The organism is Klebsiella sp. GG_Kp173 (assembly GCF_040062415.1).
GTDB lineage: Bacteria > Pseudomonadota > Gammaproteobacteria > Enterobacterales > Enterobacteriaceae > Klebsiella > Klebsiella quasipneumoniae.
Genome location: NZ_JBEAFZ010000002.1, coordinates 276520 through 290985 on the forward strand (window position 1 = coordinate 276520; position 14466 = coordinate 290985).

Sequence of the window (14466 nt, forward strand, 5' to 3'; positions counted from 1 at the left end):
TGTTGCTATGTCTGTTCTGAGTCTGTCGCTCGGAAAGAAAACAGGACGCCTGCCTGAGCGCAGGCGTCCTGCATTTCCGATGGTTGCCTTAGCGCTCCTGTTTTCATTGCTGGCGCTGTTGCCGTTAGGGTTTGTGGTGGCGGTCGGATTCGATACCGGCTGGCCGACAATCAAAGCGCTGGTCTTTCGCCCGCGGGTAGGCGAACTGCTCAGCAATACCCTGTGGCTGACGGTGCTGACTGTCCCCATCAGCATTGTGCTTGGCGTGACGCTGGCCTGGCTGACGGAACGTACCGCGCTTGCCGGGCGGCAGCTGTGGTCGGCGCTGGCGGTGGCCCCGCTGGCCATTCCGGCCTTTGTCCAGAGCTACGCCTGGATCAGCGCTGTACCCTCGCTACATGGCCTGGGCGCTGGGGTGTTTCTCTCGGTGCTGGCCTACTATCCGTTTATCTATATGCCGGTGGCGGCCGTGCTGCGCCGACTCGATCCCACCCTTGAGGATGTCGCCGCGTCGCTGGGCACGCCGCCGTGGAAAGTGTTTTTCCGGGTGGTGCTTCCGCAGCTGCGGCTTGCCGTCTGCGGCGGTGCGCTGCTGGTGGCCCTGCATCTGCTGGCGGAATATGGTCTGTATGTGATGATCCGCTTCGATACTTTCACTACCGCCATTTACGATCAGTTCCAGTCGACCTTCAGCGGTCCGGCCGCCAATATGCTGGCGGGCGTGCTGGCTCTGTGCTGTCTGGCGATCCTGCTGCTGGAGAGCGCTTCGCGTGGTAAAGCGCGCTATGCGCGTATCGGCGCCGGGGCGGCGCGCGAGCAGAAGCGCCTGGTGCTGGGTAAAGGGGCCGCCTTCAGCGCGCAGCTGCTGCTTCTGCTGCTGGTGCTGCTGGCGATGGGGGTGCCGTTGCTGGTCCTGGGGCGCTGGCTGTGGCTGGGCGGTATCGATAACTGGCTACATGCCGATCTGTGGCATTCCCTGCGCCAGACTCTGTTGCTGGGGGCTGGCGGGGCGCTGCTGACGACGGTCTGCGCGATCCCCATCGCCTGGCTCGGCGTGCGCTATCCGCGTCCGCTGTTCCGCCTGCTGGAGGGGTGTAATTACATCACCAGCTCGCTGCCCGGCATTGTGACCGCGCTGGCGCTGGTCACCGTCACCATCCACTATGCCCGTCCGGTGTACCAGACCGAAGTGACGCTGTTTCTGGCCTATTTGTTAATGTTTATGCCGCGGGCGCTGATTAACCTGCGCGCCGGTATCGCCCAGGCGCCGGTGGAGCTGGAAAACGTCGCCCGCAGTCTCGGACGCAGCCCGGCCCGCGCCCTGTGGAGTATCACCATGCGACTTGCCGCCCCGGGGGCGGCCGCCGGCGCCGCGCTGGTGTTCCTTGGCGTCAGCAATGAGCTTACCGCCACGCTGCTGCTCTCGCCGTTAGGCACCCGCACGTTGTCGACCGGCTTCTGGGCGTTAACCAGCGAGATCGACTATGTGGCGGCGGCGCCCTACGCGCTGTTGATGATCATCATTTCGCTGCCGCTGACGGCGGTTCTCTATATGCAGTCGAAAAAAATGGCAGGGTTGTAACATGCTGGAATTGTCTTCTGTTTCGAAATCCTTCGCCGATGCGCAGGTCCTCGATAATATTCATCTTCAGGTGGCTCCGGGTAGCCGGACGGCAATTGTGGGTCCGTCGGGTTCGGGAAAAACCACGCTGCTGCGCATCCTTGCCGGTTTCGAAACGCCCGACAGCGGACGCATCGTGATGCACGGCGCGCCTCTGTTTGCCGAGGGCGTGTTTGTTCCTGCCCACCAGCGACGGATCGGCTACGTTCCGCAGGAGGGGGCGCTATTTCCTCACCTCAATGTCGCGGACAATATCGCCTGGGGGCTGGACGCCAGCCGCGAGGAAAAACGTCGTCGGGTGGGCGCACTGATGGAGATGGTCGCCCTTGACCATAGCCTGGCGCGCCACTGGCCGCATGAGATCTCCGGCGGCCAGCAGCAGCGTGTGGCCCTGGCTCGCGCCCTGGCCCAGCAGCCGGCGCTGATGCTGCTCGATGAGCCCTTTTCTGCCCTGGACACCGGACTGCGCGCCAGCACACGCAAAGCGACCGCCGATCTGCTGGCGGAGACCGGCATCGCCTCGATTCTGGTGACTCATGACCAGACCGAAGCGCTGTCGTTCGCCACACAGGTGGCGGTGATGCGCCAGGGACGTTTCGCCCAGGTGGGTACCCCGCTGGCGGTTTACTCGCAGCCGGTGGACGAAGAGACAGCGTTGTTTCTCGGCGATGCCCTGATCCTCCCCGCACGGCTGAGCCCCGGGCGGGCCAGCTGCGCGCTGGGCGACCTGGCGACAGACGCAGCGCATCCTGCTGGTGAAGGTAAGGTGATGTTGCGTCCGGAGCAGCTGAGCGTCAGCGTGAGCGGACCACAGGAAAGTACTGCCACCATCCGCGATGTTGATTTCTCCGGCCAGCTCTCCACGCTGACGCTGTCGATGTCCGGGCACGATCGGCCGATTGTTCTGCGAACCGTAAGCCAGCCGGCGTGGCAGCCAGGCGCGACGGTGCGACTGACGGTCAGCGGCAAGGCGCGCGTGTTCAGCGGCTAATCTCTGAGCAGGCGCCGCCGGATATCGGTGGCGCCGCACGGAAAGCTAATCAACTGACGGATTAAGCCGATAGTATCCGCGCCACTGACCTCGTCGCCATGGAGTGGTAGTACGTTGGAACAATTCCGCGGGGTCAGTCTACCTCACCGCCGTTTTGTCGGCGCGTCGCTTTTTCATTCGTCCCGCTGCGCTTAACTGCTATCCTGTCCCGCGATCGGCCCTGTTGTTACCGTGAGACATCGTTATGCCTGAATGCCATACTCCTGCGAATCGCTCCATTCCGTCCGCTTTGGCGCGGGGTACGTTGCTGCCTGCGCTGCTGGTCATCGTCGCCGTCGCTGTCGGCTGTGCGCTGGTGTCGCCGCCGATCGGCACGTGGCGTGAGATCCTGGCCAACCCCGGGCTCTATATCGATTTGCTGGCGCTGCTGTTTCTGGTGTTTATGCTGTGGAGCTCAGCAAAGGTGCGGATGAGCCATATCGCCGTCAACTGGGTGCGCTATGGGCTGCTGCTGTGGATTGCTGGCGGCACGTTCGATGTGATGGATGAGATAGTGGTTCAGCCGCGCTGGATGGGTTATTACTGCGAAGATCTGCTGCGCCTCTCCGGGATGCTGCTGACCGTGGTGGGCGTCTACAAAATTATTGAGCGCATCAACCTATTGTACGTTGATGCGCGCTCGCAATCACTGAAGGACGAGCTCACTCAGTTGCCCAATCGCCGTTTTTTCATCGATACCATTCGCGAAAAGTCCGGGCATGCGCTGGGGCTCATGATTCTGGATATCGATTTTTTCAAGAAAATCAATGATACCTGGGGCCACCTGGTGGGGGATGAAGTGTTATTTTCCCTGGGGAAACAGCTGGCGAAACTGACCAGCGAGCAGGTCCTGCCGGCGCGTATTGGTGGGGAAGAGTTTGCCATTATCGTCGATGGCCTGTCGGAGCCTGAACTGCACGCCCTGGCGCAGTCGATCCTCGACAATGCCCGCACCATCCTGATCAATCATCAGGCGCCGCTGTCGATCAGCATTGGCGTGGGAACCTGGCGGCCGGGTGAAGCGCAGGAGACGTTTATCCGCAAAGTCGACGAGGCACTGTACAAGGCCAAGCACAACGGGCGTGGGCGCGTGGAGTGGGCGTAATATTCCGACACGGCAGGTTAGGTCTGCTGCGTGCTGCGGCAGTGTCGCCGATACTCTGACGGCGAACGCTCGGTGTAGCGTTTGAAGACCCGGCAAAAATAGTTGCTGTCGACAAAGCCGCAGTTATGGGCGATCTCTTTCACCTTCAGGTCGTAGCCGCGCAGCAGCTGTTTTGCCTTTTCCAGACGCACCCGGGTCAGATATTCGTTAAATCCCACCGAGCCTGATTTCTGAAAAATATGCGAAAGATAGTTGGGCGTGATGTGAAAACGTCTGGCCACCGATTCCCGCGTCAGCGGCAGGCTAAGATTTTCCTCGAGGTAGTCCTGAACGGCGAGAAACAGATCCCGGCTGCGACTGACGCGCATTTCCAGCCCAACCAGCTGTTCGCGACAGTGACTCAGCAGCGCGGCGACCACCAACCGCGCGGTCAGCGGATCGGGCTGCAGGCTGACTTCGTTCAGGCTCAGCAACAGGTAAGAGCCCACGCGCGGTCCAAGGCGGGCAACGCTTTGCTTTTCCGTGTGCAGGCTTTTCCCGTCCCAGCGCTGAATACTGAACCCCAGCTTCTGTCGACCAAACAGAATACTCAGGGTGGTGGCCGGGCCGGTCCACTGCGGCAGCGTCCATTTTCCCGCCTGCACGTACAGCACCTGTAACGTGGTTAACGTCGAGGCGGCCAGTGGCAGCCCCTGTTCACTGAGCTGGCCCTCCAGCACTATTTCCAGACGCGGAAACGGCACGTTGAGGGCGAGGGCAGGGACGGAGATATCCGGCTCAGGAAATCTCACCTGTAAATGATCTTTTTGACTGATTAACCGATGCAGAATATCTGGCAGATCTTCAATCATTCTTTGCCCTCAGCATGCGCATTATCCTGTTGATGGTAATCTATTTTTTATCCCCAGACAGCGTTTGTTTCGTCAATTTGCGCAGCGAATTCCCTGCCAGGCGCCGCGCATGCATCGCCGGAGAGGAGATTGTTGATGCCCATCACACTTCGGTGGCTCGCGTACGTATGTCCAGTTTTTCGTAGCGCTCGCCTCCTGTCATGCCGCGGATGGACCAGTAGAGTTTGTTTGTGTTATCGGAACGTTAAAAAGGAACGCAAAATGAACTCACCATCGGCTAGTTTTCTCGATGCGTTAGGCGCCAGTCAGGCGCTTAGTGCGCAAATGAAACATGAACTCGACACCCTCGGCTACACCGTCGTGCATAACGTCGTTGACGCCCAGTGGCTGAGCGAAATGCGCCGGCTAATTGATACCCTGGTTGAGCGTGAAGGCGACAATCTGGCGATGGAACACCATCAGGAAGCGACTGCGACGCGGATCGCCAACCTGGTGAATAAGGGGGTTATCTGGGAGAAAGTCTGGTCCCACCCGCTGATCCTCTCCGCCTGCCGCTATATCTTCAACGGTGATTTTAAAGTCTCCAGCCTTAATGCGCGTGAGGCGCTGTATAACGGCGGTCACCAGCCGCTGCACGCCGACTGGAAAAAGCCGCGCCCGGATTTTCCCAAAGTCCACCTGGTGAATACCATCTGGGCGATAGACGATTTAAGCGCCGCTAACGGCGCGCCGCGGATTATCCCTGGAACCCACCTGCGGCCGGAGTTGCCGGAAGAAGTCTTGGAAGACCCGGAACAGGCCCACCCAGACGAGATTGTGTTTGCTGCGCCGGCCGGCAGCGTGATGATCTACAACGCCCACGCCTGGCACGGCGGTACCCGTAATCGTGAGGGTAGCCGACGACGCGTGCTGCATGGGTTATATATCGATCGCGCGGATACGCCGCAGCAGGACCAGCGGCGCTGGCTGACGCCGGAAACGGCAAGCCGCCTGACGCCAGCGCAAAAGTGGCTGCTGGATGTAGAGTAAGACTCGTCGCCGGTCAGGGAAGTTCTACATAGACGACCGGCTTTTTCATGATGCTTTTCACGGCCTCGACGATCTGCTGCGGCTGCAGCAGGAAGCTCTTGATGCTGGTTTTAATCGTCCGCAGGCCGCTAAAGCGCTGGGCGTCGTCAATTTCGATACCCGTCACCAGCAGCACCACTTCGGCGCGGGCGATATCTTCTGCGGTAATGCGATTTTCAACGCCGAGCGCGCCCTGGGTTTCCACCTTCAGGTGCCATTTTTCATGATGACCGACCTTTTCCAGTCGTTCGGCAGCCATATAGGTGTGCGCCACCCCGCTGACGCAGGCGGTGACGGCGACAATATTGAAGTCCATAACATCCTCCTGGCGTTAACCGCCGATAGTGACGTTGAATCCGGCCGCTTCGGCCATTATCCGATAAGGTTGAATGTCCGCTTCGCCAGGCGCTTTCACGCTGGCCAGCGTCCAGGGTTTGCCCAGCAGACGGTATTTTGGCTCGCCATATTGATGAAACGGCAACAGGTGCATTTCTTTTAGCGCGAACGGCGCGAGAAACGCCAGTATCTGGCGAAAATTATCCACGCTCATGGTGTAACCCGGGATCAGCGGCACCCGCGGGATCAGATTGATGTTTCTTGTCGCCAGCTGGCGAAAATTGTCCAGTACCCGCGGCTGATTCATTCGCAGCAGCGACCGCGCCAGCTCAGGATCCATGATTTTAAAATCAAACAGCACTTCGTCGCTGGATTCAGCCACCGGCAGCAAACGGTCAAAGGCGCCGTCGCCGGCGGTCTCGATGGCGGTGCGGATCCCCCACTGGCGCAGGCGCTGAAGAAAACGGGCGGCAAACCCGGCCTGCATGAGCACCTCCCCGCCGGAGAGGGTGACACCGCCGCCGGAGGCGCGGAAGAAGACTTCATCTTTGAGCACCTCCTGAAGGAGGTTCTCCAGCGTCACGTCGCGACCGATCTGCTCCCATGCCCCGGAGGGACACTCGGCGACGTCCTGCAGACAGCGGGTGCAGCCCAGACATTTGCTCTGCCGGCGCAGGGGCTGGATCTTCGGCGACATTGACTCCGGGTTGGCGCACCACGGGCAGGTGTGGGGGCAGCCTTTGAAAAAGACCACCGTACGGATCCCCTGGCCATCGTTGAGCGAGTAGCGCTGCAGGTTAAAAATACGCGCCCGATCGGCGCGCGTCTCGATTACCTCACAGCTGATGCGCGGTGCGGCGGATGATGTCATCCTGAATCTCCTTCGACAGCTCAACAAAGAAGGCGCTGTAGCCCGCGACGCGCACCACCAGGCCGGCAAAGTCCTGCGGCCGCTGCTGCGCTTCACGCAGAGTGTCGGCATTGACCACGTTAAACTGAATATGCTGCAGCTTGAGCTTGCAGAAAGCCTGTAAAAAGTCTGCCAGCTTGTTCAGCCCGCCGTCGCCGGCCAGCGTTGCCGGGGTGAATTTGACGTTAAGCAGCGTACCGTTCGACAGCAGATAGTTATCCAGCTTGCTGACCGATTTCAGCACCGCCGTCGGCCCCTGAGCATCCTGGCCGACCATCGGCGACAGGCCGCCGTCCGCCAGTTGTTCGCCGGCCAGCCGCCCGTCCGGGGTAGCCCCCACTACCGAGCCCAGCGGCACATGCGCCGAGACGGTATAGGAGCCGGGAGTAAAATGGCCGCCGCGCGGGTTCAGGTACTGCTCCACCTCTTTGCAATAAAAGCGCAGCAGATCGGCGCTAATATTATCGACTTCGTCGATGTCGTTACCGTACTTCTCAAAACGGTTAATCAACCGGGCGCGGATCTTTTCCCCCTCCGGCGTGCGGAAGTTGGCCTTCAGGACCGCCATCAGTTGGTCAAAACTGAGACGCTGCTGATCGAAAACCATCCCCTTCAGGGCGTGCAGTGAATCGCTCAGGTTGGCGATCCCGATGCCCTGGACGCCGGAAAAGTTATAGCGCGCGCCGCCGGCGGTGATATCTTTGCCGTGCCGGACGCAATCTTCAATGAACGAGGAGAGCAGGGGGACCGGCGCCCAGTCGCGATGGCCGATATCGCAGATATTGCTGCCCTCGACCATCAGCTTGATGTAATAACGAATTTTGTCACGGATCTGACTGATAAGTCCTTCCCAGCTGACATCAGGTTGCCCTTCATTTTCCTGCAGGACCAGTTCCATAACCTTCAGCAAGTTGAACATGGCGATATCATGCAGGCCGTAGGTGCGGCCAGGGATCGACAACTCGACGCAGCCGACCACCGCGTAGTCGCGGGCGTCTTCCAGCGACACGCCGCGATTGAGGAAGGCGGGGACCACCACCTCGTCGTTGAAAATCTGTGGAATGCCGGTGCCCAGGCGGATGGTTTCAGCGGTTTTACGCAGGAACGGGCGGTCAATCAGCTCGTTGACCCGCACGCCAAGATTCGGCTGCGGCAATTGCACGTTCTGATAGGCATCAAGGCATAAAAACGACAGCGCATTGACCGCGCTGCGCCCGGTTTCCGTCAGTCCGCCGAGCAGGGCAGTGTAGCCGGTGGGAAAACCAGCGAAATAGCGCGCGCTGCTCGAGGAGCGCAGCAGCACGATATCGTTGCATTTCACCCACAGCGACTCCAGGAGCTCCCTGAGATACGCCGGATCCTGACCCTCATTCAGCGACGCCTGATAAAACGGCAGCATATACTGATCAAAACGCCCCAGTGAAATTGAGCTGGCGTTGGATTCGTACTGCAGAATGATGTTCATATACCAGAACAGCTGGCAGGCCTGGGGGAAGTCCGTTGGCCGGTGCTCCGCGTTGTGGCGCGAAATAGCGGCGATGGTTAACAGCTCCTGCTGACGCTGCGGGTCCTGACAGTGCCCAGCCATCTCCTCGGCCAGCGCGGCGTAGCGCAGAATATGGCGCCGGGAGGCTTCCAGCAGGATCAGCACCGCCTGATAAAAGTGATTCCCGGGTTGCTGCTCGCAGTGGGCTTTTAGCTCCGCCACCAGCGCCCCGAGGCCATGATTGAGCAGACGCGGATAGTCGATGATGATATGGCCCTGGCCCTTATCGGTCTGGTTCACGCTGAATATCTGGGTGCTGACGGCGGCCTTGACCTCGTCGGTCATCTGGCCGTTGATAAAATCCTTCATTGAGCGCTTTTCCCAGTAGGGGAACAGCGTTTCGCGGTATATTTGCTTATCTTCTTCGCTTATCGCGAAGCGGTCCTGCGGCCGGGTCGGAAAGGCGTCGAGTTCGTTGAGCAGCCAGTAGGGATCCATCTCCGGCGACATAATGCCTGCCCGCGGTTTGATGGTCCGGTTGCCGGCAATCAGTTCATCATCACGAATCGAAATGTCTACCTTATCGAGGATCCAGGCGGTGGCCTTCGCCCGGCGAATAATCACCGGTTCGCCCTCCGTTTGCTGATGACTGGCGGTATACAGCAGAGCGCGCTCCAGGGAGATTTCGCGCGGCTGGGCGAACAGGCTGGCTTTCAGGCGTTGAGTACGATTCGTCATGACAAACTCCATGTGGTGGCGAAGGGCGCGAGGGCGCCCCTTGTAAGGCTTCAGGTACGCTGAGAAAGATGGCTGTCTATCTTGTTCATGATGGCGTCGGCGCGCTTGACCGCATCGCTGATATTGACGCGCACGATAGTTTTCCCGGCAAAACGCTCTTCGAATTTGATACCGATATCTTTGGTCAGGATGACCATATCGGCGGCGGCGATCTCTTCGGCGGTCAGTTCGTTTTCAATGCCGATTGAGCCCTGGGTTTCGACTTTAACCTGCCAGCCTTTGGCTTTGGCGGCGCTTTCCAGCGACTCGGCGGCCATGTAGGTGTGAGCCACGCCCGACGGGCAGGCGGTGACAGCGATAATGTGGGTCATAATCTGTTCCTTCCAGTCTGTTAGTTAATTTCGAAATCAAGATCTAATTCGTCGTCGGCTTTAGCGTCAGACGATTTCTTTTTAGCCAGCGCTTTCAGCACAATGACGCAGGCGGCGCTGACGCAGGCACCGACCAACAGCGCGGCGATAAAGCCGAGTTTGCCCTGGACCACCGGCAGCACGATGAGCCCGCCCCAGCCGGCGTAACACTGGGCCCCCAACAGTGCCGCGGTGACGCAGCCGCTGGCAGCGCCAATCATATTGGCCGGAATAACGCGCAGCGGGTCGGCAGCGGCAAAGGGAATCGCCCCTTCAGTGACCCCGACGCAGCCCATCACCAGCGCCGCTTTGCCGGTTTCCCGCTCTTCGGCGGTGAAATATTTACGGCCGATCAGCGTCGCCAACCCCATCCCCAGCGGCGGCACGGCGATGCCGACGGCGGCGATAGCCACCACGCTGTAGACCCCCTGCGAGACGCAGATCAACATGAAGGCGTAGGCCACTTTGTTCACCGGGCCACCCATATCAAAGGCCAGCATCAGGCCCATAATGATGGCCAGCACCACGATGCTGCCTTCACGCATACCCTGCAGCCAGCCGGTCAGGTTAGCGGTTAGCGCGCCCACCGGTTCGCCGAGCCCCCACATCATGATCCCGGCGGTAATAAAGGTGCCGATGATGGGAATAATGAAAATCGGCATCACCGAGCGCAGCACCTTGTGGACCGGTATTTTTTTCAGGTAGTAGACCACCAGGCCGCCGATCATGCCGGCGATCAGCGCGCCGAAGAAGCCGGCGCCGAAGCTGTTGCCCACCCAGGCGCCGATGGCGCAGGGCGCCAGCGCGGCGCGGTCAGCGATGGAGTACCCGATGTAGGCGGCGAGAAAAGGGACCATCAGCGTCAGCCCGGCGACGCCGATGTCAAACAGCTTCTTCAGGTTGGGATCGGTGGCGGCATCGGGAACTGCGCCTTTGCCATACAACATGACGGACACCGCCAGCAGGATCCCACCGGAGACCACAAAGGGGATCATGTGTGACACGCCGGTCATCAGATGCTGGCGGGTATTTTTTAGTATTTGCACCAGTTCGTTCATTGTTTGCTCCTGAGCGCTGTAGGGCCCGTGACAGTATTGATGGCTCAACATTAGAAAAAGGTCGCCGCATAAAACAGTAGAGAAAAAGTGCATTTACTGGACATTTGTAAGGTTAGAAAGGAATTGCGATCCACCTCAAATCTTAGTGATGGCAGGAAGGATGGGCGCTAAATGGATGGAGTTGTGATGGCGGGCATAAAAAAGTATCGTGTGTACAATAGTCCAGTAATTGCCAGTTTTATCACCTAGTCCCCGGCCCCTTCATTCATTACCTTTTGGGTAAATAATGGATTGCTCAGGAGGAAGACGATGGCTCTGGTCATTGAATTTACATGTGATTTACCAAACGGCGTGCATGCGCGTCCGGCCAGTCTGGTCGAAACGCTGTGTAACCGTTTTTCATCGGCGATTGAGTGGCGCAATCTGCGCCGCGAGACCAGCGGAAATGCCAAGAGCGCGCTGGCGATCATCGGCAGCAATACCCTGAAGGGCGACGCCTGCCAGCTGGTCATTCATGGCGAAGATGAAGCCGACGCGTTCGCCGCCTTAAGCGCCTTTATCGAAAATGAATTCCCGCAGTGCGACGCGCCGCTGCCCGCTGCGCATGCGCTGGAGATCCAGCCGGTGCCTGCGTCGCTCTCGCGGCTGAACCCGACGCTGTTTCATGCCCGCCCGGTGTGCGCCGGCAGCGCGGGGGGCAGGCTAATACACCTGAAATCCCGCGATCTGCATGCGCTGGGGGAACTGCCGGGCGCCGTCGCTCCTGAACAGGAGCAGGCGGCGCTGGATAATGGCCTGCGCCTGCTGGTAAAAGACATTGAGCTGCGGCTGCTGGACAACGACGGCACCGCCAGCGCAATCCTCGATGCCCACCGCTCGCTGGCGACGGATGCCTCGCTGCGCCAGCACCTGCTCGACGGCATTCTTACCGGCCTCAGCTGCGCGCAGGCGATTGTCGCCACCAGCGACCACTTCTGCGCACGGTTCCGCGACTCCGGCAACACTTATCTACAGGAGCGGGTGCTCGATGTGCGCGATGTCTGCTTCCAGTTGTTGCAACATATCTATGGCGAAGCCCGCTTTCCGCCCCCGGGCCAGCTGTGGGAGGCCGCCATTTGCCTTGCCGACGAGCTGACCCCCAGCCAGTTTCTCGAACTGGATAAAGCGCATCTCAAAGGGCTGCTGCTGCGCGGCGGCGGCACCACGTCGCACACCGTGATTCTCGCCCGCTCGTTCAATATTCCGACCCTGGTGGGGGTTGACCTCGACGCACTGTTGCCGTGGGAGGGTACCCAGGTGCAGATCGACGGCACCGCCGGACTGCTGGTGGTGGATCCGAGTCCGGCGGTGGCGCGCTACTATCAGCAGGAGGCGTGGGTTCAGGCGCAGATCCAGCAACAGCAGCAGGTATGGCTGGATAAGCCAGGGCAGACGGAAGACGGTATCCGCGTCGAGATCGCGGCGAACATCGCCCATTCGGTAGAGGCGGTGGCGGCATTCAACAATGGCGCGCAGTCGGTTGGCCTGTTCCGCACGGAGATGCTGTATATGGACCGGCCCGGCGCGCCATCGGAAGATGAGCTTTACAACATCTTCTGTCAGGCGCTGGAGCCTGCCGCCGGGCGCAGCATTATTGTGCGGACTATGGATATCGGCGGTGATAAGCCGGTGGCCTATCTCAACATTCCTGCGGAAAATAACCCCTTCCTCGGCTACCGCGCGGTGCGCATCTATGAAGAGTACCAGGCGCTGTTTCATACTCAGCTGCGGGCGATTCTACGCGCCTCGGCGCACGGCGCGCTGAAGATCATGATCCCGATGATTTCCTCCATGGAAGAGATCCTGTGGGTGAAAGAGCGGCTGGCGGAGACCAAACAGTCGCTGCGCGTTGAACAGATCCCGTTTGATGAAAAAATCCCGCTGGGCATCATGCTGGAGGTGCCGTCGGTGATGTTCATCATCGATCAGTGCTGCGAAGAGGTGGACTTCTTTAGCATCGGCAGCAATGACTTAACGCAGTATCTTCTGGCGGTCGACCGCGATAACGCGAAAGTGACGCGCCATTACAACAGTCTCAACCCGGCCTTCCTGCGTGCGCTGGACTATGCCGTGCAGGCGGCGCACCGGCAGGGGAAATGGATCGGCTTGTGCGGCGAACTGGGGGCCAAAGGTTCGGTGCTGCCGCTGCTGGTCGGCCTCGGCCTGGATGAACTGAGTATGAGCGCGCCGGCGATCCCGGCGACCAAAGCGCGTCTGGCGCAGCTGGACAGCCGCGCCTGCCGTCAGCTGCTGAATCAGGCGATGCAGTGCCGTACCTCGCTGGAAGTGGAGCATCTGCTGGCCCAGTTCCGTATGCGCCAGCAGGAGGTGCCGCTGGTGAGCGCCGAGTGCATTACGCTCAACAGCGACTGGCGTAGTAAGGAAGAAGTGCTGAAGGGGATGACGGATAACCTGCTGCTGGCCGGTCGCTGCCGCTACCCACGCAAGCTGGAGGCTGACCTGTGGGCCCGTGAGGCGGTGTTCTCCACCGGGCTTGGCTTTAGCTTCGCCATACCGCACAGTAAATCCGAGCATATTGAGCAGTCGACCATCAGCGTCGCCCGGCTGGCGCAGCCGGTGATGTGGGGCGATGAAGAGGCGCAGTTTGTGATTATGCTGACGCTAAACAAGCATTCGGCGGGCGACCAGCATATGCGCATCTTCTCGCGCCTGGCGCGACGCATTATGCATGCGGAGTTCCGTCAAGCTCTGGTCTCCGCGCAGAGCCGTGAAGATATCGCGCAACTGCTGCGCCGCGAGCTGGAACTGTAATTGTCTCTCCGGCCAGCGGCGCTGGCCGGAGAGCGAGCTATAAATCCAGCACTAACCGGCCGCCTTTGGCGCGCGAGCAGCAGATCAGCATACTCTGTTGGCTGGCTTTCTCTTCCTCGCTGTAATACTGATCGCGGTGGTCCGCTTCCCCTTCCAGAATCATCGTTTCGCAGGTGCCGCACACCCCTTCGCGGCACAGACATTCCACCTTCGCCGCTTTGTTATTCTCAATAATCTGCAAAATGGTCATGTCCTGCGGTACGGTAAATTCGCGTCCGGAACGCGCCAGCACCAGGGTAAACGCCTCTCCGCCTTTATCCTCAACGATAAACTGCTCAAAGTGCAGTTGACTGGCGGGCACCTGATGGCGTTCGGCGGCGGCTTTCACCGCCTCGTTAAGCGCCGCCGGGCCGCAGGTATACACGTGGGTTCCGGGCTCGAGGTCGGCGAACAGGCGCGGCAGGTCGAGACGGCTGCCGAGCGCTGATACATGAATATTGACCCGATCGCGCCACGGCGCGGCGCTGAGCTCATCGACGAAAGCATTATTGTCGGCGTCGTGGAAACAGTAGTGCAGCTGCCAGTCGGCCTGCTGTTGTTCCAGTTCCGGAATATGCGACAAGAATGGCGTAATGCCGATACCGCCGGCGATCAGCAGATGTTTTCGCGCCTGTGGTTCGATGGCGAACAGGTTGTTGGGCGTGGACACCGTCAGGGTATCGCCCGGGCGCACCTGCTGGTGCATAAAGCGCGAGCCGCCTTTGGAAGGCGACTCAAGACGCACCGCAATCTGCCAGCTGGTGGTATCCAGCGGCGAGCTCATCAGCGAATAAGCATTGCTGTAGCGCTGCTCGCCATCCTGCATCTGGACGATAATATGGCTACCGCCGCTGAATCCCGGCAGCGGGGCGCCGGTCGGCGACACCAGCGTAAAACGCTTCACCTGGGCGGTGATCTGTTCAACATCGCGAACGATCGTCTCAAACATTTGATAATCAGACATCGCTGAACTCCATCAAAAATCCCGGCGTGGCCAGAGCCG

General features: G+C 59.9%; 12 protein-coding genes. 5 read left to right on the forward strand and 7 right to left on the reverse strand.

Going from position 1 to position 14466, the window contains the following annotated elements:
• The first annotated feature begins 7 nt into the window (after window positions 1–7).
• The 3 genes from ABLU50_RS03155 to ABLU50_RS03165 all read left to right on the forward strand — a co-directional run bounded on the left by ABLU50_RS03155 (window position 8) and on the right by ABLU50_RS03165 (window position 3756).
• The gene (locus ABLU50_RS03155; RefSeq protein WP_004201454.1) at window positions 8–1582 is read left to right on the forward strand and encodes an iron ABC transporter permease; all 1575 of its coding nucleotides are present in this window, start codon (window positions 8–10) and stop codon (window positions 1580–1582) included.
• A 1-nt stretch (window position 1583) separates the two neighbouring features.
• Window positions 1584–2612, forward strand: a complete 1029-nt coding sequence (locus ABLU50_RS03160; RefSeq protein ID WP_004201455.1) for an ABC transporter ATP-binding protein — start codon at window positions 1584–1586, stop codon at window positions 2610–2612.
• A gap of 244 nt (window positions 2613–2856) precedes the next feature.
• Window positions 2857–3756: a GGDEF domain-containing protein gene (locus ABLU50_RS03165; protein WP_017899473.1), complete on the forward strand. Its 900-nt coding sequence runs from the start codon at window positions 2857–2859 to the stop codon at window positions 3754–3756.
• Between the two features lie 17 nt (window positions 3757–3773).
• Here ABLU50_RS03165 and ABLU50_RS03170 read toward each other — a convergent pair whose 3' ends face one another.
• Window positions 3774–4607, reverse strand: a complete 834-nt coding sequence (locus ABLU50_RS03170; protein ID WP_032455802.1) for an AraC family transcriptional regulator — start codon at window positions 4605–4607, stop codon at window positions 3774–3776.
• A 261-nt stretch (window positions 4608–4868) separates the two neighbouring features.
• On the opposite strand from ABLU50_RS03170, the gene ABLU50_RS03175 reads away from it, so the two are divergent.
• Window positions 4869–5636, forward strand: a complete 768-nt coding sequence (locus ABLU50_RS03175) for a phytanoyl-CoA dioxygenase family protein (RefSeq protein ID WP_087832940.1) — start codon at window positions 4869–4871, stop codon at window positions 5634–5636.
• 13 nt (window positions 5637–5649) lie between these two features.
• Here the strand turns inward: ABLU50_RS03175 and ABLU50_RS03180 are convergent, their stop codons facing one another.
• From ABLU50_RS03180 to ABLU50_RS03200, 5 genes are read right to left on the reverse strand one after another with little or no spacing between them, the layout of a single operon-like run.
• Window positions 5650–5991 carry a PTS fructose-like transporter subunit IIB gene (locus ABLU50_RS03180; RefSeq protein WP_087832941.1) on the reverse strand — a complete coding sequence of 114 codons (342 nt, stop codon included), beginning with the start codon at window positions 5989–5991 and terminating at the stop codon, window positions 5650–5652.
• Window positions 5992–6006: 15 nt separating this feature from the next.
• Complete coding sequence (locus ABLU50_RS03185; protein ID WP_087832942.1) at window positions 6007–6882, reverse strand: [formate-C-acetyltransferase]-activating enzyme; 876 nt, start codon at window positions 6880–6882, stop codon at window positions 6007–6009.
• Window positions 6848–9145: a formate C-acetyltransferase gene (locus ABLU50_RS03190; protein WP_048294455.1), complete on the reverse strand. Its 2298-nt coding sequence runs from the start codon at window positions 9143–9145 to the stop codon at window positions 6848–6850. Before ABLU50_RS03190 ends, ABLU50_RS03185 begins: the two co-directional genes overlap by 35 nt.
• Before the next feature lie 50 nt (window positions 9146–9195).
• Window positions 9196–9516 carry a PTS fructose-like transporter subunit IIB gene (locus tag ABLU50_RS03195; protein WP_004201463.1) on the reverse strand — a complete coding sequence of 107 codons (321 nt, stop codon included), beginning with the start codon at window positions 9514–9516 and terminating at the stop codon, window positions 9196–9198.
• A 20-nt stretch (window positions 9517–9536) separates the two neighbouring features.
• Window positions 9537–10613, reverse strand: coding sequence for a PTS fructose transporter subunit EIIC (locus tag ABLU50_RS03200; RefSeq protein ID WP_023317881.1), 1077 nt, complete (start codon window positions 10611–10613; stop codon window positions 9537–9539).
• A gap of 309 nt (window positions 10614–10922) precedes the next feature.
• Here ABLU50_RS03200 and ptsP point away from each other — a divergent pair, with 309 nt between their 5' ends.
• A complete protein-coding gene (ptsP, locus tag ABLU50_RS03205; RefSeq protein WP_323083931.1) occupies window positions 10923–13424 on the forward strand; it encodes a phosphoenolpyruvate--protein phosphotransferase in 2502 nt (833 codons plus the stop codon).
• Window positions 13425–13461: 37 nt separating this feature from the next.
• Here the strand turns inward: ptsP and ABLU50_RS03210 are convergent, their stop codons facing one another.
• On the reverse strand, window positions 13462–14427 hold the full coding sequence (locus tag ABLU50_RS03210; protein ID WP_087832944.1) for a PDR/VanB family oxidoreductase: 966 nt from the start codon (window positions 14425–14427) through the stop codon (window positions 13462–13464).
• Window positions 14428–14466 lie beyond the last annotated feature (39 nt).